Origin of the sequence: Bacillus sp. T3, assembly GCF_033449965.1 — a bacterium.
Lineage (GTDB): Bacteria > Bacillota > Bacilli > Bacillales > Cytobacillaceae > Bacillus_BU.
The window spans coordinates 763,601-782,975 of record NZ_CP137761.1 but is presented as its reverse complement, the minus strand read 5'-3'; the positions used below and the strand labels follow the sequence as shown (position 1 = coordinate 782,975).

Annotated in this window: 18 protein-coding genes, 1 tRNA gene and 2 pseudogenes; 4 read left to right on the top strand and 17 right to left on the bottom strand. The window is 40.5% G+C overall.

All coding sequences use genetic code 11. From position 1 onward, the window contains the following. Window positions 1-44: 44 nt before the first annotated feature. The 3 genes from rnr to secG form a co-directional block, all read right to left on the bottom strand. Window positions 45-2,375, bottom strand: a complete 2,331-nt coding sequence (gene rnr / locus RGF10_RS03945; protein ID WP_318507488.1) for a ribonuclease R — start codon at window positions 2,373-2,375, stop codon at window positions 45-47. A 48-nt stretch (window positions 2,376-2,423) separates the two neighbouring features. Further along, on the bottom strand, window positions 2,424-3,170 hold the full coding sequence (locus RGF10_RS03940; RefSeq protein WP_318507485.1) for an alpha/beta hydrolase: 747 nt from the start codon (window positions 3,168-3,170) through the stop codon (window positions 2,424-2,426). Window positions 3,171-3,336: 166 nt separating this feature from the next. Continuing rightward, the gene (secG, locus tag RGF10_RS03935; protein ID WP_318507482.1) at window positions 3,337-3,570 is read right to left on the bottom strand and encodes a preprotein translocase subunit SecG; all 234 of its coding nucleotides are present in this window, start codon (window positions 3,568-3,570) and stop codon (window positions 3,337-3,339) included. A gap of 383 nt (window positions 3,571-3,953) precedes the next feature. On the opposite strand from secG, the gene RGF10_RS03930 reads away from it, so the two are divergent. After that, window positions 3,954-4,304 carry a nuclease-related domain-containing protein gene (locus RGF10_RS03930; RefSeq protein ID WP_318507480.1) on the top strand — a complete coding sequence of 117 codons (351 nt, stop codon included), beginning with the start codon at window positions 3,954-3,956 and terminating at the stop codon, window positions 4,302-4,304. Beyond that, entirely contained in the window at window positions 4,285-4,929 is a 645-nt protein-coding gene (locus RGF10_RS03925; protein WP_318507479.1) for a hypothetical protein, read from the top strand. Before RGF10_RS03930 ends, RGF10_RS03925 begins: the two co-directional genes overlap by 20 nt. 212 nt (window positions 4,930-5,141) lie before the next feature. On the opposite strand, the gene eno is transcribed toward RGF10_RS03925, so the two are convergent. The 9 genes from eno to RGF10_RS03880 all read right to left on the bottom strand — a co-directional run bounded on the left by eno (window position 5,142) and on the right by RGF10_RS03880 (window position 14,357). Next, window positions 5,142-6,437: a phosphopyruvate hydratase gene (eno, locus tag RGF10_RS03920; RefSeq protein WP_318507477.1), complete on the bottom strand. Its 1,296-nt coding sequence runs from the start codon at window positions 6,435-6,437 to the stop codon at window positions 5,142-5,144. Window positions 6,438-6,579: 142 nt separating this feature from the next. Further along, a complete protein-coding gene (gpmI, locus tag RGF10_RS03915) occupies window positions 6,580-8,115 on the bottom strand; it encodes a 2,3-bisphosphoglycerate-independent phosphoglycerate mutase (protein WP_318507475.1) in 1,536 nt (511 codons plus the stop codon). Further along, entirely contained in the window at window positions 8,108-8,869 is a 762-nt protein-coding gene (tpiA, locus tag RGF10_RS03910) for a triose-phosphate isomerase (protein WP_318507474.1), read from the bottom strand. Before tpiA ends, gpmI begins: the two co-directional genes overlap by 8 nt. A 27-nt stretch (window positions 8,870-8,896) precedes the next feature. Further along, entirely contained in the window at window positions 8,897-10,081 is a 1,185-nt protein-coding gene (locus RGF10_RS03905; protein WP_318507472.1) for a phosphoglycerate kinase, read from the bottom strand. 350 nt (window positions 10,082-10,431) lie between these two features. Then, window positions 10,432-11,439 carry a type I glyceraldehyde-3-phosphate dehydrogenase gene (gap, locus tag RGF10_RS03900; RefSeq protein ID WP_318507470.1) on the bottom strand — a complete coding sequence of 336 codons (1,008 nt, stop codon included), beginning with the start codon at window positions 11,437-11,439 and terminating at the stop codon, window positions 10,432-10,434. A gap of 126 nt (window positions 11,440-11,565) precedes the next feature. Beyond that, entirely contained in the window at window positions 11,566-12,588 is a 1,023-nt protein-coding gene (locus RGF10_RS03895; RefSeq protein ID WP_318507468.1) for a sugar-binding transcriptional regulator, read from the bottom strand. A gap of 125 nt (window positions 12,589-12,713) precedes the next feature. Then, entirely contained in the window at window positions 12,714-12,971 is a 258-nt protein-coding gene (locus RGF10_RS03890; protein WP_318507466.1) for a glutaredoxin family protein, read from the bottom strand. A 68-nt stretch (window positions 12,972-13,039) separates the two neighbouring features. Next, window positions 13,040-14,014 carry an RNA polymerase factor sigma-54 gene (gene rpoN / locus RGF10_RS03885; RefSeq protein WP_318507464.1) on the bottom strand — a complete coding sequence of 325 codons (975 nt, stop codon included), beginning with the start codon at window positions 14,012-14,014 and terminating at the stop codon, window positions 13,040-13,042. Further along, entirely contained in the window at window positions 13,962-14,357 is a 396-nt protein-coding gene (locus tag RGF10_RS03880; protein WP_318507463.1) for an RNA polymerase factor sigma-54, read from the bottom strand. Before RGF10_RS03880 ends, rpoN begins: the two co-directional genes overlap by 53 nt. A gap of 181 nt (window positions 14,358-14,538) precedes the next feature. Between RGF10_RS03880 and RGF10_RS03875 the strand changes: the two genes are divergently transcribed. Next, window positions 14,539-14,610, top strand: a tRNA-Arg gene (locus RGF10_RS03875). A gap of 409 nt (window positions 14,611-15,019) precedes the next feature. Next, window positions 15,020-15,620 (top strand): annotated as a pseudogene (gene clpP, locus RGF10_RS03870) (ATP-dependent Clp endopeptidase proteolytic subunit ClpP). Window positions 15,621-15,695: 75 nt separating this feature from the next. Here the strand turns inward: clpP and RGF10_RS03865 are convergent. The 5 genes and pseudogenes from RGF10_RS03865 to RGF10_RS03845 all read right to left on the bottom strand — a co-directional run bounded on the left by RGF10_RS03865 (window position 15,696) and on the right by RGF10_RS03845 (window position 19,316). Next, window positions 15,696-15,953, bottom strand: coding sequence for an HPr family phosphocarrier protein (locus RGF10_RS03865; protein WP_318507460.1), 258 nt, complete (start codon window positions 15,951-15,953; stop codon window positions 15,696-15,698). Between the two features lie 24 nt (window positions 15,954-15,977). After that, window positions 15,978-16,924 (bottom strand): annotated as a pseudogene (whiA, locus tag RGF10_RS03860) (DNA-binding protein WhiA). Between the two features lie 53 nt (window positions 16,925-16,977). Further along, window positions 16,978-17,946: a gluconeogenesis factor YvcK family protein gene (locus tag RGF10_RS03855; protein ID WP_318507458.1), complete on the bottom strand. Its 969-nt coding sequence runs from the start codon at window positions 17,944-17,946 to the stop codon at window positions 16,978-16,980. Beyond that, window positions 17,943-18,836 (bottom strand): RNase adapter RapZ, encoded by an 894-nt coding sequence (gene rapZ, locus RGF10_RS03850; protein WP_318507456.1) that lies wholly within the window; start codon window positions 18,834-18,836, stop codon window positions 17,943-17,945. Before rapZ ends, RGF10_RS03855 begins: the two co-directional genes overlap by 4 nt. 21 nt (window positions 18,837-18,857) lie before the next feature. Then, window positions 18,858-19,316: an 8-oxo-dGTP diphosphatase gene (locus RGF10_RS03845; RefSeq protein ID WP_318507454.1), complete on the bottom strand. Its 459-nt coding sequence runs from the start codon at window positions 19,314-19,316 to the stop codon at window positions 18,858-18,860. Between the last annotated feature and the right edge of the window lie 59 nt (window positions 19,317-19,375).

Genomic DNA, 19,375 nt, shown 5'->3' with positions numbered 1-19,375 from the left:
AAGGGAAAAAGAGAGCCTGCCAAATGACAGGCCCTCGCAACGATTTACCGTCGTTTTTTCTTACCTTCCCGTTTCGCTTTTGAAGCATTATCGTAAGACTTCTTCTTTTTCGATCCAGTTCGTTTGGAAGATGGCGATTTAGAGCTTTCCGGGCGGCTAAGACTTTGACGCGGTTTCTTTTTGTCACTACCTGTCTTGAATACACGTGGTGAATCAGTCCGCATGCGGCGTGGCGTGCCCTTCATCCCAACAATTTCAAAATCAATCGAGCGCTCATCTTTATTAACATTAATAACACGGATGGTGATCTCGTCACCGATACGGAAAACATTTCCTGTCCGTTCACCGATCATCGCAAAATGGCGCTCATCAAAACGATAATAGTCATCGGTCATGTAGCTAACATGGACAAGACCTTCAATCGTATTTGGCAGCTCGACGAATATCCCAAAATTGGTGACAGAGCTAATGATTCCATCATACTCTTCCCCAATTTTATCAGCCATATATTCTGCTTTTTTCAGCTCATCTGTCTCACGTTCCGAATCAACGGCCCGACGCTCCATTTTCGATGAATGCTGAGCGATCTCTGGCAATCTTGCGCCCCACTTCTCTCTTGTCGCTTGATCCAGTTTTCCTTCAATTAAATATGTCCGAATCAGGCGATGGACAATTAAGTCTGGATAACGGCGGATTGGCGATGTGAAATGGGTATAGAACTCCGTGGAAAGTCCAAAGTGTCCTAGGCTTTCAGGATCGTATTTCGCCTGTTGCATCGACCGCAGCATCACCGTGGAAACGACCATCTCCTCTGGTTTTCCTTGCACCGCTTCGATAATTTCCTGCAGCGCTCTTGGATGGACCTCGTTCGCTGTCCCTTTGACGATATAGCCAAAGTTTGTAATAAATTCAAAAAAGCGTCTTAGCTTATCCTCTTTGGGATCCTCGTGAATCCGGTAAATGAACGGAACATCCATCCAGTGGAAATGCTCGGCTACCGCTTCATTGGCTGCAAGCATGAATTCTTCAATCAACCTTTCAGCGACTGAACGCTCGCGCAATACCACGTCAGTTGGCTTTCCGTCCTCATCAACAAGAACCTTAGCTTCTTTAAAATCAAAATCAATCGCACCGCGTAGCATCCGTTTCTTGCGCAGAACTTCAGCTAGCTCCTCCATCGTCTGGAACATCGGAATAAGCGGCTCATACCGCTTTAACAATGCCTCATCCTTATCTGTCAGGATCTTATTCACATCGGAATACGTCATCCGTTCAGTGGTTTTAATAACACTTTGAAAAATTTCATGGTTAACGACTTCACCATCAGGCGTGATTTCCATCGTACAGGAAAGCGTGAGGCGATCGACTTTCGGATTTAATGAACAAATTCCGTTTGATAATCGATGTGGGATCATTGGAATAACACGGTCAACTAAATAAATACTTGTGCCGCGCTCCTCAGCTTCTCGGTCAATTGGTGAGCCTTCCGTCACATAATAGCTAACATCGGCAATATGAACACCGAGACGATAATGGCCATTTTCAAGCTTGCTCACTTGAACAGCATCATCTAAATCCTTCGCATCAGCACCATCTATCGTCACAATTACCTCATTGCGAAGATCACGACGGTTTGCGATTTCACTTTCATCGATTTCATCCGGTGTTTGATTAGCTTGGTCTAGAACTTCCTCCTCAAATCCAAGTGGAAGCCCATGCTTATGAATGACTGATAAAATATCGACACCTGGGTCATTTTTATGGCCAAGAATTTGGATGACCTCACCCTCAGCACTTTTCCGACCTTCCGGATACGTTGTTAATTTTACAACAACCTTATGTCCTTCTACTGCACCCATTGAGGCTGCCTTAGGAATAAAAATATCACTCGCAAACTTTTTATCATCCGGGAGCACAAACCCAAAATGCTTGCTTTCGGTATAGGTCCCAACAATTTGTTGAATACCTCTTTCGATGATGCGGACAACAGTCCCTTCGCGGCGTTGACCAGAGGTTGCTGTTGCTACCCGGACAAGTACGATATCACCATGCATCGCATTGTTCGTTTCATTCGGTGGTATAAAAATATCGTCCATTCCAGGCTCATCTGGCACGACAAATGCAAATCCCTTGGCATGACCCGTTAATTTTCCACGCACTAAATTCATTTTTTCAGGCAGGCCATAGCGATTGCTCCGAGTTCTGACGACCATCCCTTTCTCTTCCATCACGACAAGTGCTTTTACAAAATCCTTAAAAGTTGAAGAATCTTCAATCCCAAAAGCCTTTTCAAGCTCTTGGACCGTTAACGGCTTGTATGCCTCATCCTTCATGTGTGACAACAGCCTGTCAATGTGTAGCTTAATTTCGTCCATTTATTTCCCTCCTTTGAGGAGATAATTTATTGTTTTAAACACGAATCCTCATTCTTTCCAATCTAGCTTTTCTAGAAATTGATAAATATCCTCGTGTAATTGATCCCGTTCATTATCAAGTGTAATCACATGTCCCGACTGTTCATACCACTTGATTTCCTTGAATAGGGACTCGACCTCTTTGTAAATAATATTGGCACTGTTCATATTAATCATATTGTCATGGCGAGCCTGCACAACAAAGGTCGGTGAATAAATCATATCAACATTATCACGCACGTCCGCAATCAGATTTTGCAGTGCCTTTAATGTTTTCATCGGCGTTTGTTGATACTCTTCCATTTCTTTTTCGATTTGCTCAGGCGTTTTTCCTTCCCGTTGTTTATATTCGCAAGCGTACTCCAAGATTCCTTTATACATAACCTCTTCGCTTTTTATGTACATCGGGGCACACATCGGCACAATACCCTTTATAGGAACAGTGTATCCCAATTTTAAAGAAAATACGCCACCTAATGACAAACCGGCAACCGCAATTTCCTCGTGTCCCTGAGATTTTAAATAGTTATAGCCAGTTATTACATCATTCCACCAGTCCTCTGGCCCTGACAGTACAAGCTCTTCAGGTGGAACGCCATGTCCTTTATACAACGGTGCATGGCATGTGTAGCCTTGTTTTTCAAGAAAGCGACCAAGCATCCGGACATCGGCTGTATTCCCCGTAAACCCATGCAGCAGCAACACTGCCCTTTTTCCTGATTTAAATGTGAACGGCTTTGATTGAACAATCTTCATCGTATAATACCCCTTCATGAAACTCTATGTATGTTGTGTACGCCCTTCTTATTTTTTAGCAAATTATGATCCTGCATTCCACCAATATGCTTGATGCTGTGCATAATCTTATTTATTTTAAAAATAAAAAAACCTGAGCCTTTGCGGTTCAGGTTTGCGTTTATGATTAAAGTTGGAAGTACGTAACTAAAATCGCTAAAATGAAAAACAGTACGGATAATACAATCGTGATACGGTGGAGAATAAGATCGATTCCCCGTGCTTTTTGCTTTCCAAATAACTGCTCTGCTCCTCCAGAAATAGCTCCTGAAAGACCTGCGCTTTTTCCTGATTGAAGAAGTACAACCGCAATTAGACCAATACTTACGATGACTAAAAGGGTAACCAAAAATGCGTGCATGTAGTCCACCTCCTGAAAAACGTACAAATTACAGTAGTTTTACTGTACCATACTTTATAACGAGAGACAATAGCACAACCTCTTACGAATGCGTGAACAAATCAAAAAAACTGGAGCAAAAAATTTTGATAAGCAAAGGATTTTTTCAAAAGAAAGAGAAGTAGTTTTTATGAAAAGCTATGTTAAAGAACGATGTTGATTTTTGAGCACTCTGTTGATTGGAGCGGAAAGTGCGAGACTCCTGCGGGAGAAGGTGTCACAGGAGAAAACAGACGTAAAATGCCGTAGAGCCTCAGCGCCCGCTCCGCGGAAAGTGAGCACTTGGAGCAAAAATTAACATTCTAATTTAACAGAGCCTTATGAAAAGAAAAGGTGTGATGCATTTGATCATAAGTGAAAGAAAATACCCTCTGAAAATCCTGTTCAATAATGCGGCGATTGGCCGATTATTGCCGCACCATCCTAAAATCCCAGTCATTCTGGAAGATAATCGGCGCAAAGAAGCTGGCCACATTGGAGAGCAACGGCTGGATCGATTATTAACAACTAAACTTCCTCCGAAAGATTACCACATATTCCAAGGGCTCCACATCCCGAACAAGGATGGCACCTACTTTCAAATCGATAACCTCCTTTATACTGCGACCCACATCATTCCAACTGAAGTTAAATACATGAGTGGTGAACTGTCTTTCGACAGAGCATCCAGGCCAAATGATTCAACGACTAAATGATAAGGAAATTGGCTATGAGGATCCGCTCATGCAGGCCGAATTCCAAGTTCGTCAGCTTCGTGCATTATTGTTCAAGCACGGTTTTCCTGCTATCCCCATTGAACCGCTTGTCATGATGAGCAATCCAAACTGTATCGTAAAAATTGAAAATGACCCTGAAGCTCGGTACCGAGTCTGTCGCGGTCGACAGATTCTCTATCGGATTGAGGATTTTGCTTATAAATATAAGAACGAAATATTATGTCCTGCCATGCTAAGAAAACTAGGAAGACTTTTGATAAAAATGAATAGTGAACCTAGCTTTGACATTGAAAAAATTTATAAAATTCCTCGTACGGACCTGCGTCCAGGGGTTCACTGCCCTATTTGTCTATTTTTAGGGATGAAGTACTATCAAGGTGCGTGGTTTTGTCCGCGATGTCAGTGTAAATCGCGGGATGCTCATCTAATTGCATTGAGAGATTACTTTCTTTTGTGGGGGGAGGAGATTACGAATGCACAATTTCGCTGGTTTTTGGGAGTAGATTCAGTTCATGTTGCCTCAAAAATGCTAAAAAAATTGAATTTGCCTTCCAGAGGACAGAATAAATACCGAGTTTACCTGCTTTCTTTTGATATTTATTAACTAGCTCATTGTGTATTAGCCGATTCTGAGTTTCTATTAGCCGATTTTAAGTTTCTATTAGCGGATTTCTATGTGCTATTAGACAATTTTAATACCCTATTAGCGGATTTCTGCATTCTATTAGCCAATGCCATATTTTTGTCACAAACGCTCATAAAATCATAAAAAAACGCCGGCGAGTACTTCCCGCCGGCGTTCACGTATCTAAAGAATTACTTCTTTAAGTTATAGAAAGATTTTAAACCATCGTATACTGCTAAATCGCCAAGTTCGTCTTCGATGCGAAGAAGTTGGTTGTATTTAGCAATACGGTCTGTACGAGACATTGAACCAGTTTTGATTTGACCAGCGTTTGTTGCAACAGCGATGTCAGCGATTGTAGCATCTTCTGTTTCACCAGAACGGTGAGAAACAACTGCAGTGTAACCTGCGCGCTTAGCCATTTCGATTGCTTCGAAAGTTTCAGTTAATGTACCGATTTGGTTAACTTTGATAAGGATTGAGTTAGAGATTCCTTTTTCAATACCTTCAGCAAGCTTTTTAGTGTTTGTAACGAATAGGTCGTCACCAACAAGCTGTACGCGTCCACCGATGCGCTCAGTTAGTAATTTGTGACCTTCCCAGTCGTTTTCGTCTAAACCATCTTCGATTGAAAGGATTGGGAATTCGTTAACAAGCTCTTCGTAGAAAGAAACCATTTCTTCAGAAGATAAACCTGTGCGGCCTTCACCAGCAAGATCGTATTTGCCTGTTTCTTTGTTGTAGAACTCAGAAGAAGCAACGTCCATACCAAGGAAGATATCTTTGCCAGCTTCGTAACCAGCAGCTTTGATGGCTTCGATGATTACTTCTAAAGCTTCACGGTTTGAACCAAGGTTTGGAGCGAAACCACCTTCGTCACCTACAGCTGTGTTTAAGCCTTTACCAGAAAGAACTTTTTTCAAGCTGTGGAATACTTCAGCACCCATGCGGATTGCTTCTTTAAATGAAGGAGCTCCTACAGGTAAGATCATGAATTCTTGGAAGTCAACGTTGTTGTCAGCATGTGAACCACCGTTGATGATGTTCATCATTGGAGTTGGTAATTGCTTCGCGTTGAATCCACCAAGGTAGCGGTATAATGGAAGACCTACTAGGTCAGCAGCAGCGTGAGCAGCAGCCATAGAAACGCCAAGGATTGCGTTTGCACCTAATTTACCTTTGTTTTCAGTGCCATCTAGCTCGATCATTGTGCGGTCGATGCCAGCTTGGTCTGTTACGTCCATACCGATGATCGCATCAGCGATAATGTCGTTTACGTTTTTAACTGCGTTTAATACACCTTTACCAAGGTAACGGGATTTGTCGCCGTCACGAAGCTCAACTGCTTCGTATTCACCAGTTGATGCACCAGATGGTACTAGAGCGCGTCCAAATGCACCTGATTCTGTGAAAACTTCTACTTCAACTGTTGGGTTACCGCGGGAGTCAAGGACTTCACGAGCGTATACGTCAGTAATAAATGGCATTAAAAATCTCTCCTTAAATATACAGTTTTATTTTTTTGCTAAACTTGTCAGATGATTGCAGAGAAGGAGCTCCCTTTCTGCGCTTTCACGCCAGGGAGTCTCGCACCTTCCACTCCAATCAACTTTAAGCTTTACTAAAAACTTACTTCTTAATTAACGAAGTTCCAGTCATTTCTGCTGGTTTTTCGATTGCTAATAAATCAAGCATAGTTGGAGCTAGGTCCCCAAGAATTCCACCGTCGCGAAGTTCAACGCCAGCTTTAGTGACAATCACTGGTACTGGATTGGTTGTGTGTGCTGTCATTGGATTGCCTTCAAGTGTGATGACTTCATCAGCATTTCCATGATCGGCTGTGATAATCGCTGTTCCACCTTTTTCAAGGATTAAATCAACGATGCGGCCTAAGCACTCATCAACTGTTTCAACAGCTTTAATGGTTGGTTCAAGCATACCTGAGTGTCCAACCATATCTGGGTTAGCAAAGTTTAAGATAATGGCGTCAAACTTGTCTTTGTTGATTGCATCAACTAATGCATCCGTAACTTCATAAGCGCTCATCTCTGGTTTCAAATCATAGGTTGCAACTTTTGGAGAAGCAATTAAGATTCTTTCCTCACCAGGGAATTCTGCTTCACGGCCACCGCTCATAAAGAAGGTAACATGCGGATATTTTTCCGTTTCTGCAATGCGAAGCTGCTGTAGATTATTTTGCGACAATACCTCACCTAATGTATTATCTAGGTTTGTTGGCTTAAATGCAACATAACCATCAACAGTTTCACTAAAATGTGTCATACATACGAAGAATAGGTTCTCCGGATGCTTTGGCCCGCGGTCAAATGAGCGGAAATCCTTATTTGTAAATGTGTTAGAAATTTGAATCGCACGGTCAGGACGGAAATTATAGAAAATTACCGCATCGTTGTCACCGATTGTCGCAACCGGCTCGCCGCTTTCGCGCGTGATAACAGAAGGCAGAACGAACTCATCATAAATGCCCTTTTCATATGAATCCATTACAACATCCATTGGATTGGTGTAAGAAGGACCTTCTCCGTAAACCATTGCACGGTACGATTTTTCAACGCGTTCCCAACGCTTATCACGGTCCATTGAATAATAGCGACCGGAAATCGTTGCAAATTCACCGACACCGATTCTTTTCATTTCATCCATTGTTTCTTGGATAAAGCCTTCAGCCGTTTGTGGTCCAACATCACGACCATCTAGGAAAGCATGAACATAGACTTTTTCCACACCTTCTGCTGCAGCTAAGCGCAAAAGGGCAAACATATGTTGAATGTGACTGTGGACACCACCATCAGATAGTAATCCGAATAGGTGTAGGCTTGTACCTTCTTTTTTCACATGATTGATTGCGCCAACAAGGGTTTCATTTTTCTCAAATTCACCCTCACGGATCGCCACATTCACTCGTGTTAAACTTTGGTACACAATGCGGCCGGCACCGATGTTAAGGTGTCCAACCTCAGAGTTCCCCATTTGGCCCTCTGGTAATCCTACTGCTTCCCCACTAGCTGTTAAATGCTGGTTCGGGAAGTTTTTCCAATAACGATCGAAATTAGGTTTGTTTGCTTGCGCAACTGCATTACCTTTATTCTCATTACGACATCCAAATCCATCGAGGATTATTAATGCCACGGGAGATTTACTCATTTGATCCTGCCTCCAATAATTGTAGGTAAGATTCAGCCTCGAGGCTCGCTCCACCTACTAACGCACCGTCAATATCCGGTTGTGACATATATTCTTTGATGTTTTCAGGCTTTACGCTACCACCGTACTGAATCCGAACTGCCTGTGCTGCTTCTTGAGAAAATTGTTCAGCAACCACTTGGCGAATATAAGCACATACTTCATTTGCATCTGCTGCAGAAGATGATCTACCTGTACCGATTGCCCAGATTGGCTCATAAGCAATAACAGTTTGCTTCACTTGCTCTTCAGTTAAGCCAGCTAAACCGTTTTTGATTTGTCCGCCAACGAAATCGTTCGTTTGTCCCGCTTCACGCTGTTCTAGTGTTTCACCGCAGCAAACGATTGGTGTTAAGCCATGTGCAAACGCAGCATGAGTTTTCTTATTAACACTTTCATCTGTTTCGTTAAACATTTCACGACGCTCTGAATGACCAATGATTACATATTTAACACCAAGGTCTGCTAGTGCAACAGGGCTAACTTCACCTGTGAATGCGCCGCTTTTTTCAAAGTGCATGTTTTGGGCTCCGATTTCTACATGGTAGTCTTTAGAAATTAACACAAGTTGTTCTAGGAATAAAGCCGGAGCACAAACAACTGAATCTACCTTCTCTTTTGAAGGGACTAGCTCGTTTACATGCTCCATGAAGCTTTTTGCTTCAGCTAGAGTTTTATGCATTTTCCAGTTTCCTGCTATGATCGGTTTGCGCATGTGATGTACATCCTTTCTGTGGTTACCTTATTTATCGTTTAATGCTACAACTCCTGGTAATGCTTTACCTTCCATGAACTCTAATGAAGCACCGCCACCAGTTGAAATATGGCTCATTTTATCTGCTAAATCAAACTTTTCTACGGCCGCTGCAGAGTCTCCTCCACCGATAACAGAATATGTATCAGTGCTTTCAGCAAGTGCTTCGGCAACAGCTTTTGTACCGCCGGCAAACTTATCCATTTCAAATACACCCATTGGACCATTCCAAATAACTAATTTAGAATTTTTGATTACATCGCTGTATAGCTCTGCAGTTTTTGGTCCGATATCAAGTGATTGCCAATCTGCAGGAATTTCATCAATTCCCACTACTTTTGAATTAGCAGTTGCAGAGAACTCGTCTGCTATTACAGCATCGATTGGCATATAGAATTTAACGCCTTTTTCTTCTGCTTTTTTAATGAAAGAAAGGGCTAAATCGATTTTGTCAGCTTCTAACAATGATTGACCAATTTCATGACCTTGAGCCTTAATAAAGGTATAAGCTAAACCTCCACCGATGATGAGGTTATCAACCTTTTCAAGAAGGTTATCAATAACGCCAATCTTATCTTTTACCTTTGCACCGCCGATGATTGCTGTGAATGGGCGCTCTGGATTTGAAAGTGCTTTACCAAGAACATCAAGTTCTTTTTGCATTAAAAATCCTGATACAGCAGGAATGTGGTGTGCAATTCCTTCTGTTGAGGCATGGGCACGGTGTGCGGCACCGAATGCATCATTCACATAAAGATCTGCTAGCTCAGCAAAAGCTTTTGCTAATTCAGGATCATTTTTTTCTTCGCCTGGGTAGAAACGAACATTCTCAAGAAGAAGAACTTCTCCCTCATTTAGCGTATTGATTTCAGCCTTTACGGAATCTCCGTATGCTTCATCTGTCTTTTTCACTTCTTTACCAAGAAGCTCGGAAAGACGTTTTGCAACAGCAGTCAAACGTAATTCCTCAACCACTTGTCCTTTTGGACGACCTAAGTGGGATGCAAGAATAACTTTTGCCCCTTGCTCGACTAAGTATTGAATGGTTGGAAGAGCTGCACGGATACGTGTATCATCCGTAATTTGGCCTTCACTCATTGGTACATTGAAATCGACGCGGCAAAACACACGTTGGCCTTTTACTGTTACGTCTTTTACAGATTTTTTGTTCATACAGGATGGTCCTCCTTTTTTTGGGGGCTTTGTTAATTAGCTTGTTGATTTCAGCAGCAGGTGCTCGCTCCAATCAACAATGTGCATTAACAAACCTTTTTAAAAAATAAGTTTGCTCGTAACGGTTTTCCGGAATGTCTTAAATACACGCTAACCTAAATTTTCAAGATTCGAAATAAATATAAAAAGGGAGTGGGGAATCATCCCCGCTCCCCTTTTATTTCGTCCTATTGGCAATTCCCTGATGATCAGGGAATTTAATGAACTCGCTCTTTTGAATATTGGTTAGCAGTTGTGTTTAGACACACACCCTATACCATTATAGACGTTTATGGAATGAATATCCAATATTAGAAGCCTTTTTTACCCATAAAATCAGCAAGATCTACTACACGGTTAGAATAACCAGTTTCGTTATCGTACCAAGAAAGAACTTTAACCATGGTGCCTTCCATAACCATTGTAGAATCAGCGTCAATTGTAGAAGATGCTGTGCTTCCGTTAAAGTCAGTAGAAACAAGTGGAAGCTCAGTGTATTCTAAAATACCTTTTAATTCGCCTTCAGCTGCTGCCTTTAATGCTGCATTTACTTCTTCAGCTGTAACTTCTTTTTCAAGCTCAGCTACTAAGTCAACTACAGAAACGTTTGGAGTTGGTACACGCATAGCCATACCGTTTAATTTTCCTTTTAATTCAGGAAGAACTAGAGCAACCGCTTTTGCAGCACCAGTTGAAGTTGGGATCATGTTTTCTGCAGCAGCACGAGCACGACGGTAATCTTTGTGTGGTAAATCTAAGATTTGTTGGTCGTTTGTATATGAGTGAACAGTTGTCATCATACCACGCTTGATACCAAAGTTATCATTTAATACTTTTGCAAATGGAGCTAAGCAGTTTGTAGTACAAGAAGCGTTTGATACGATGTGGTGGTTAGCTGCATCGTACTTGTCTTCGTTAACACCCATAACGATTGTTAAATCTTCACCAGATGCTGGAGCAGAGATAATTACTTTTTTAGCGCCTGCTTCAAGATGTTTTGCAGCATTTGCACGATCTGTGAAACGACCAGTAGATTCAACTACTACTTCTACTCCAAGGTCACCCCAGCCAAGTTGTGCAGGATCGCGCTCAGCAATAACCTTTACACGGTGGCTGCCAACTACTAGGAAATCACCATCTACAGATACAGTTTCAGCTAATTTGCCATGTACAGTATCGTATTGTAAAAGATGTGCAAGCATATTTGCATCAGTTAAGTCATTAACTGCTACTACTTCAACATTCGGATTATTTAAAGCTGCGCGAAAAACATTACGTCCAATACGTCCAAATCCATTAATACCCATTTTAACTGCCATTATTATTTCCTCCTTAAGGATGTTCATGATTTTAAGTATTTATATAAAAGGGGAAATTCCCCAGTAAAAACAATTGTAATTTTTCCCATCTAACCATTAACGTATGCATATAAAGTGAAAATGAGATTAACCCAATAGCATTTGTTTCGCTGCACCTTCATCGGTAATTAAAATCGTTGACGGTGGAGCTTGCTTCATATAAGCACGAATCGCTTTTGCCTTGGATGCCCCACCTGCGACAGCGACAACATGCTCAATGTTGTGAATATCTTCAAGCTGAAGTCCTACAGTCAGAACCTTATGAACTACTTCTCCAGCCTCATTAACGTAATACCCGAAAGATTCGCCAACAGCTTTATGTTGCTTGATTTTTTCAAGAACTTCTGGAGAAGTATGACGGCGTTCTGCCATTGCTATAGCGTCTCCAATCCCATGTAAAACCATGCTAGCTGAATGCAATAAATCTAATATTTCCGCAATATAAGGCTCTTTTATAAAGGATTCATAAATTTCTTTGCTTACTTGATCAGGAACATAAAAGACTCGGTGCTTACAACCTGTTTTTTCGGCCATCGTTGCACAAATTGTGTTGGCTTGATTTTTCACAACCTCTCCAACTCCACCTCGTGCGGGTACAAACAGCAACTCTTTGTCTGCTAAATCTGATGTTAGCATTTCAGCCACGGATGCCATGGTCGTTCCACCAGTCACAGCTATAATATTTTTACCGTTAAGCAGGTCTTTCATACAGTTAGCTGTTGCTCGGCCAAGCTCACCTTTCACCCAAGGCGATTCATCACTATCACCTGAAACAATGATGGCTTTCTTAATATTAAGTTGGTGCTTTAGTGACCGTTCCATATCAGCAATCCCTGATATTTTCCTCATTACATTTTCAAGCTTTTTTAATAGCTGTGTTCCTTCAGATGTTAAACTCATTCCTACACTTGAAATATCAATTAAATCTTGGTCTTTTAGAAATTCAACTTCACTGCGCAGTACTCGTTCTGTTAGACTAAGACTTCCCGCTAAGCTTCTTCTGCCAACTGGTTGCATCAAGCGTATGTATTGCAGAATCGTAAAGCGTTTTTGCATAACTTGTAAGAGGTCAGGTAATAATCTTTTTTGTAATTCAATCATCGAGTCCATGGTAATGTTCTCCTTATCTGGACATTTTATGTCCCGTATAGACATATTGTGTCCCACTCGGTTAAAAAAAAATCACTCCTAAACCCAAACTTATTCTAACAGGAGTGAAAATAAAAAACAACACATTAATTTGATATTTTTTTTTGCAAACGTTTACGTATGACAAATTTGTCAATACGTCCATATTGAACTTCCTCACCATCAATTAAGACAACCGGAATCATAATTCCATAAAGCTCTGTTAACTGATCATCTGAGTCGATATCGACTTCTTGGAGCGTAAAAGGAAACTCTGCTTGCAGTTCCATTATCATGTCTTTTGCGATTTCACACAAATGGCATTTTTTTCTCGTATAAAATGTTACAACAGTTGCCGGCTCCACTATTTTCGTCCTCCTAAACACTTTTACCATTTACATACAGTTATACACCACTTCAAAAAGACTAGCAATCAATCATACCTTTTTCGTTTTGAGGAGGATGGAATTCCTAGCTGCTCACGATACTTTGCGACCGTTCTTCGTGAAACAATGATGCCTTGTTTCTCTTTTAATAGTTGAACCATTTCTAAATCCGATAAAGGTTTTTGCTTATTTTCCTCTTTAAAGAATTTCTCCATTGCTTCTTTTACCTTACTGGAGGACATGGATTCATCGGAGACTGACTCAATCCCATTGGTAAAGAAAGATTTCAATTCAACCGTTCCAAATGGAGTTTGAACATATTTTTCCCTGACTGCCCTGCTCACAGTTGATTCATGGATACCTATTTCCTCTGAAATTTCCTTCATCGTCATTGGTTTAAGATAACTCGGACCTTTTTCAAAATAAGCGATTTGTTTCTCCACAATTTTACTTGTTACATTTAGAATGGTCTTTTGACGTTGCTCTAAGCTCCTGACGATCCAGTGAAAATCCTGTTGTTTATCATGAATAAACTCCTTTACCGTTTTATCATGATAAGAAGATATATTCGAGATATATTCTTTATTCAATTCGATTTTTGGAATAATGCTATCAAATAATTGAACGATAAACTGTTCACCTTCCTGAACAACCATTACATCAGGAACGACATACGCTGCTCTCTCGAAATGAAACGCAGCCCCTGGCTTTGGATTTAAGGTTAAAATAAAATCAAATACGTGTTGAATCTCTTTAACATCGATCTCCAATACCCTTGCAAGCGCTTTCCATTTTTTCTCCGCAAACATCGTAAAATGCTCAGAAACGATCGTTTGTGCCAGTTCATTTTCACTTCCAAGTCGTTGGATTTGAATGAGAAGACACTCCCTAAGATTTCGAGCGCCAATACCGGCAGGATCGAACTTTTGTAAAATCAATAAATACATCTCAGCTTCTGAAAATGGAATTCTAAATTGATTCGCTATTTCCTGCAGGTCTCCAGGTAAAATATCCATTGTCATCGAGATGAAATATGTAGTGATTTAACAGCTGCTTTTGTTTTGGACTTATTGATAAATCTTGAATTTGAGGGGTCAAATGGTCTGCTAGCGTAAACCGTTGATCACTTAATTGCTCAATCCATGCCTTATCATTTGAATTTTTGCCATTCCCCTTTTTTTTCGGACGAACGACATCTCTTTGGCTTTTTTTAATTTGAAGTAGTGGATTCTCAAGTGCTTTATTTTCTAAAAAATCAACAAGCTCTACAGATGAATATTGTAATAACGCAATCGCTTGAGAAAGCTCCTGTGTCATTGTTAGTTTCATTGTTTGCTGCTGCGATAACCCTGGTCTTAACTCCATCTACCTCTCCTCCTTTGATGTTTTCAGAAAATTTATGATTTATATCTATCATATATAAAATTTTAGTAAATGTTGAGTGTTAATTTAAAACCCTAATCATAAGTTCTTGTATAAGCAGAAAAAACTTGCCAACAGGCGTATCATACCATATAATATTAAAACGTACCGTAATTTTCTATATGCCCTCGTGGTGCAACGGATAGCACGTAAGATTCCGGTTCTTAAAATGGGGGTTCGATTCCCTCCGAGGGCGTACCAAAAACCTCTTGCCTTTTAGGTAAGAGGTTTTTTCTTTGTAGAAAAAGGCATGGATAAGAAAAGATAGTATATTGTTTAGTGCGTTGGTTGGATCGGAAATGAGTGAGACTCCCTTGAGGAAAGAGAGTGCATGCAGTGGAAATCAACACAATCTTGTTTAAAAACATTTGAATGCGGTTAAGCTGAAATGCATAGTCATTTTGGTCCGTCATAAATACAAATCGGCTAAATAGGTCAATCACAGAGTTGTCGAACAAATCCTTTAGAATCCTGAGGCGATTCGTTTGACCTTAATTGACCATCAGTGTATGATAACAATACATAAGAATTTTTAACACCTTAAAGACTTAGAAAAATGTGGGACTATTCCCATGAGTGATTAAGATCAAAGGAGGAACAGAAAAATGAATTTGATTCCTACAGTAATTGAACAAACAAACCGCGGCGAGCGCGCATACGACATTTATTCTCGCCTATTAAAAGGCCGGATTATCATGCTTGGTAGCGCCATTGATGATAATGTAGCCAATTCAATTGTTGCCCAATTGCTATTTCTAGAAGCCGAAAATCCTGAAAAAGATATATCTATTTACATTAACAGCCCTGGTGGTAGTATCACTGCCAGGAATGGCAATCTATGACACTATGCAATTTATTAAGCCAGATGTTCAAACAATCTGTATCGGTATGGCTGCTTCCATGGGAGCATTCTTACTTGCAGCAGGAACGAAAGGCAAACGATATGCTTTACCAAATGCGGAAGTAATGATTCACCAACCACTTGGTGGAGCACAAGGGCAAGCAACTGAAATTGAAATCGCTGCAAAGCGTATTCTTTTCCTACGCGATAAACTAAACGGAATTTTAGCTGAACGTACTGGTCAGCCATTGGAAGTAATTGAGCGTGACACAGAGCGCGATAACTTTATGACAGCTGATCGAGCTAAAGAATACGGCTTAGTTGATCACATTATCGAACGCAGTACTGCTGTTGATAAAAAATAATAATCATGGCGAAAGCTTTAAAAAAGCTTTCCTACATAAAAAAAACTCGCGCTCAACTTTGGAGCGCGAGTTTTTTTATGCTTCATCACAAATGTACTTGCACAGGGCTTCAATTGCTTCTGTTTCATCACTACCATTAGCCATTAACGAGACTTCTGATCCCGAGCTAATCGCCAAACTCATTAAACCCATAATGCTTTTAGCATTTACCTTTTTCCCACCCTTTTCCAGGAAAATATCTGATGAAAGCCGGTTGGCTTCTTGGACGAATAGTGCAGCAGGACGTGCTTGTAAACCTGTTTTCAGTTTGACCTTTACTTGTTTTTCTAACATGCCATTTCTCCCCTTTTGTTTTCTCTATTTTGTTACCGGACTTCCTGCCCTTAGTTTGTCGGCAATTTCATCAATTTTTCTAAGTCGATGATTAATTCCAGATTTACTAATGGCACCACCCGAAACCATTTCTCCTAATTCTTTTAACGTGACATCTTGATAATTAACGCGAAGTTCCGCAATTTCTCGTAGCTTTCCAGGTAAAATCTGCAACCCAACTGATTGCTCAATATATCGAATGTTTTCAACCTGTCTTAATGCAGCCCCAATCGTTTTATTAAGGTTGGCTGTTTCACAGTTTACCAAACGGTTCACAGAGTTTCTCATATCTCGGACAATGCGAATATCTTCAAATCTTAATAACGCGTTATGCGCTCCAATGATATTTAGCAATTCGGTTATTTTCTCTGCTTCCTTTAGGTAGGTAATGTACCCTTTTTCCGCTCCAACGTTTTGCTGTTAAGCGAAAATGTGTTCATCAATTCACACAAAGAGTCATTATGTTCTTTATACATGGAGGAGATTTCCAAATGATAGGAGGAGGTTTCTGGATTATTCACAGAACCTCCTGCAAGGAAGGCACCACGCAAATAAGAACGCTTACAACATTTCTTTTTAATCAATTCTTCGGAGATATTATGAACGAAGGTAAAACCATCGCCTAAAATCTTTAAATCCTCAAGGATTGGTTTTGCCTGATCTGAAAGCCGAACAATATAGACATTGTTCTTTTTTAAGCGCATTTTCTTTCGAACAAGCAATTCAACCTGCACCTCGTAGTTCTTCTTGATTAAGGTATAAATCCTTCTAGCAATTGCAGCATTCTCAGTTTGAATATCTACAATAAGTTTACGATTTGAGAACGACAGGGAGCCATTCATGCGAATTAAAGCGGAGAGTTCGGATTTACTACAGCATGCTTTTACTTCGATATTCGTAAGTTCTTTTTTTGTTTCTGAAGCGAAAGACACCTTAAATCACCTCCATCCGCGACCAGTATCTTAAAGTATTACGCTTGATACCCCTATTTTGTTTCATGTTCTAGTAAAGAAAATAATATTTCTGCCACTTTGTTCGTATCATGGCGGATCGCACCTGCTTGAAGACAAATAAATTCATCCTCAAGCAATTCAACACCCAATTCTAACAGATTTGGTACATCGAAATAAACAGGTTCAGCATATTCCTTTTGATACCGCTCCTGTATCTCCTTAGGTATCGGTTTATTATTAACGAGAATCGTATCGATAAACCTGCAATTCATATGATCGTAAATCGCTTTTACGTGATCACTTGCTGTATAGTCCAATGTCTCGCCAGCTTGTGTCATCAAATTACAGATATAAACCTTTTTTGCCTGTGTGGCACAAACTGCTTTCCCTAGCTCCGGAACTAGCAGATTCGGCAGAATACTTGTGTAAAGGCTTCCCGGACCTATTATGAGTAAATCTGCTTGGTAAATAGCCGCTACTGATTCAGGAAGGGCCTTGATTCTTTTTGGAGTTAAAAATACTTTTTTAATTTTTTTGCCCGAAAAGGGGATTTTTGATTCACCGGATACAATCGTACCATCTTCTAGTTCAGCGTGCAAAACAACACCATGATTAGCTGCAGGTAATACCTTACCGTGAACATTTAAGACTTTGGACATTTCTTGAATAGCATGAACAAAATTCCCTGTTATAGATGTCATTGCAGCGAGGATTAAATTCCCTAAGGAGTGACCTGAAAGCTCATTTTTAGTCTTAAATCGGTGTTGAAACATTTCTTCAATCAGTGGTTCAACATCTGACAACGCAGCTAAAACATTGCGAACATCCCCTGGTGGCGGGATATGTAGGTCGTCACGCAATCTCCCAGAGCTCCCACCGTCATCGGCAACCGTTACAATAGCTGTGATATCAACAGGATATTGTTTCAACCCCCGCAGTAGAACAGGTAACCCTGTTCCACCGCCTATGATGACAATTCTAGGTTGTCGACTTGTAGTCATGTTATTTTTTCCTTCCTTTTATCAATGTCGCGGTGACTAATACGGGTTTGATAATCCCCTTCAAAAAAATGTCCAATATGTTCAGCTAAAGCAACAGAGCGATGCTGACCTCCAGTGCAGCCGATAGCAATCACCAGTTGGGCTTTTCCTTCTCGCTTATAGTGCGGGAGCATAAAAGCAAGCAGTTCAGTTACTTTCTCTAAAAATTTATGGGTTTCGTTCCATTTTAAAACATAGCTTGAAACATCATCATCAAGACCTGTTTTTGGACGCATTGCTTCAATATAGTGAGGATTTGGGAGAAAACGGACATCAAAAACAAGGTCTGCATCAATCGGGATTCCATGCTTAAAACCGAAAGACATAACATTAACAGTAAAAATCGTCTGCTTGTTGACTGAAAATTCGGTTAAGATTTTCTCACGAAGATCCTTCGGTTTCATTAGCGATGTATTATAAATTAATTGGGCTCTGCCTTTTAATTCCTCTAATAATTCACGTTCGAGCTTTATCCCTTCTAAAGGAAGACCTGATGGTGCCAATGGATGAAACCGTCGCGTCTCCTTGTATCGGCGAACAAGAGTGGAATCATCGGCATCAAGGAACAAAATTTGTGGAGTTACCCAAGAGGTTTCACTTAGCTCATCTAATGCCTTAAAAAGGGAATCAAAAAATTCTCTACCTCTTAAGTCCATTACTAACGCTACTTTATTCATTTTGTTTTCTGACTCCTTCATCAGCTCTAAAAACTTGGGTAACAAAGTAGGCGGTAGGTTATCGACACAGAAAAAACCTATATCTTCGAAGCTTTGAATGGCTACTGTTTTTCCTGCTCCTGACATGCCTGTGATGATGACCATTTGGGTTTCATTCGTTGCACCTGTACTCATTTGCTTCCCTCCATTACTCGTTTAGCTCGGATCCAGTCGATATGCCATTAACTTAAAATCCGGTGTGTATGTAAATGTCCCATATATGATTCCTTTTCCATGAATCATATATTCGATGATATGGTGGTCTCCTTCAGCCATTGGCAGGTTGTTAATTTGATCCAAATCATGCCAGGCAATTTTCCCTTCATCTGATTCGTGGAGTGTAGGGCCTTCTGCGTCGGTAGCAACAAAGGTAAACATCATCCATTCTGAAAGAACTTTATCACCATCAACCATGATAAATGTAAAAATCCCCTTAATATTGGGGTTTTTCAAATAAATCCCAGTTTCTTCTCGAAATTCTCGGATGCAAGAGTCCTTTACCGATTCACCGCGCTCCATTTTTCCACCAGGTGCCACCCACCAGCCACGACGAGGTTTTTGCAAAAGAAGGATTTTATTTTCCTTTATTAATACACAATTTGTGACCCTTTGCATTTCTTAACACCTCAATCTTTTTTGAAAAGCGCATGTACTGCGACAAATGCTACTGAGTC

Coding starts and splice junctions, on each gene's coding strand:
- RGF10_RS03855 (WP_318507458.1), bottom strand. CDS start 17,946: ATGACTACAAGTCGACAACCTAGAATTGTCATCATAGGCGGTGGAACA.
- rpoN (WP_318507464.1), bottom strand. CDS start 14,014: ATGACAATGGATATTTTACCTGGAGACCTGCAGGAAATAGCGAATCAA.
- RGF10_RS03865 (WP_318507460.1), bottom strand. CDS start 15,953: ATGTTAGAAAAACAAGTAAAGGTCAAACTGAAAACAGGTTTACAAGCA.
- rapZ (WP_318507456.1), bottom strand. CDS start 18,836: ATGAGTACAGGTGCAACGAATGAAACCCAAATGGTCATCATCACAGGC.
- eno (WP_318507477.1), bottom strand. CDS start 6,437: ATGCCATTTATTACTGACGTATACGCTCGTGAAGTCCTTGACTCCCGC.
- gap (WP_318507470.1), bottom strand. CDS start 11,439: ATGGCAGTTAAAATGGGTATTAATGGATTTGGACGTATTGGACGTAAT.
- secG (WP_318507482.1), bottom strand. CDS start 3,570: ATGCACGCATTTTTGGTTACCCTTTTAGTCATCGTAAGTATTGGTCTA.
- RGF10_RS03940 (WP_318507485.1), bottom strand. CDS start 3,170: ATGAAGATTGTTCAATCAAAGCCGTTCACATTTAAATCAGGAAAAAGG.
- rnr (WP_318507488.1), bottom strand. CDS start 2,375: ATGGACGAAATTAAGCTACACATTGACAGGCTGTTGTCACACATGAAG.
- RGF10_RS03905 (WP_318507472.1), bottom strand. CDS start 10,081: ATGAACAAAAAATCTGTAAAAGACGTAACAGTAAAAGGCCAACGTGTG.
- RGF10_RS03925 (WP_318507479.1), top strand. CDS start 4,285: ATGATTCAACGACTAAATGATAAGGAAATTGGCTATGAGGATCCGCTC.
- RGF10_RS03845 (WP_318507454.1), bottom strand. CDS start 19,316: ATGCAAAGGGTCACAAATTGTGTATTAATAAAGGAAAATAAAATCCTT.
- tpiA (WP_318507474.1), bottom strand. CDS start 8,869: ATGCGCAAACCGATCATAGCAGGAAACTGGAAAATGCATAAAACTCTA.
- RGF10_RS03895 (WP_318507468.1), bottom strand. CDS start 12,588: ATGGACTCGATGATTGAATTACAAAAAAGATTATTACCTGACCTCTTA.
- RGF10_RS03880 (WP_318507463.1), bottom strand. CDS start 14,357: ATGGAGTTAAGACCAGGGTTATCGCAGCAGCAAACAATGAAACTAACA.
- gpmI (WP_318507475.1), bottom strand. CDS start 8,115: ATGAGTAAATCTCCCGTGGCATTAATAATCCTCGATGGATTTGGATGT.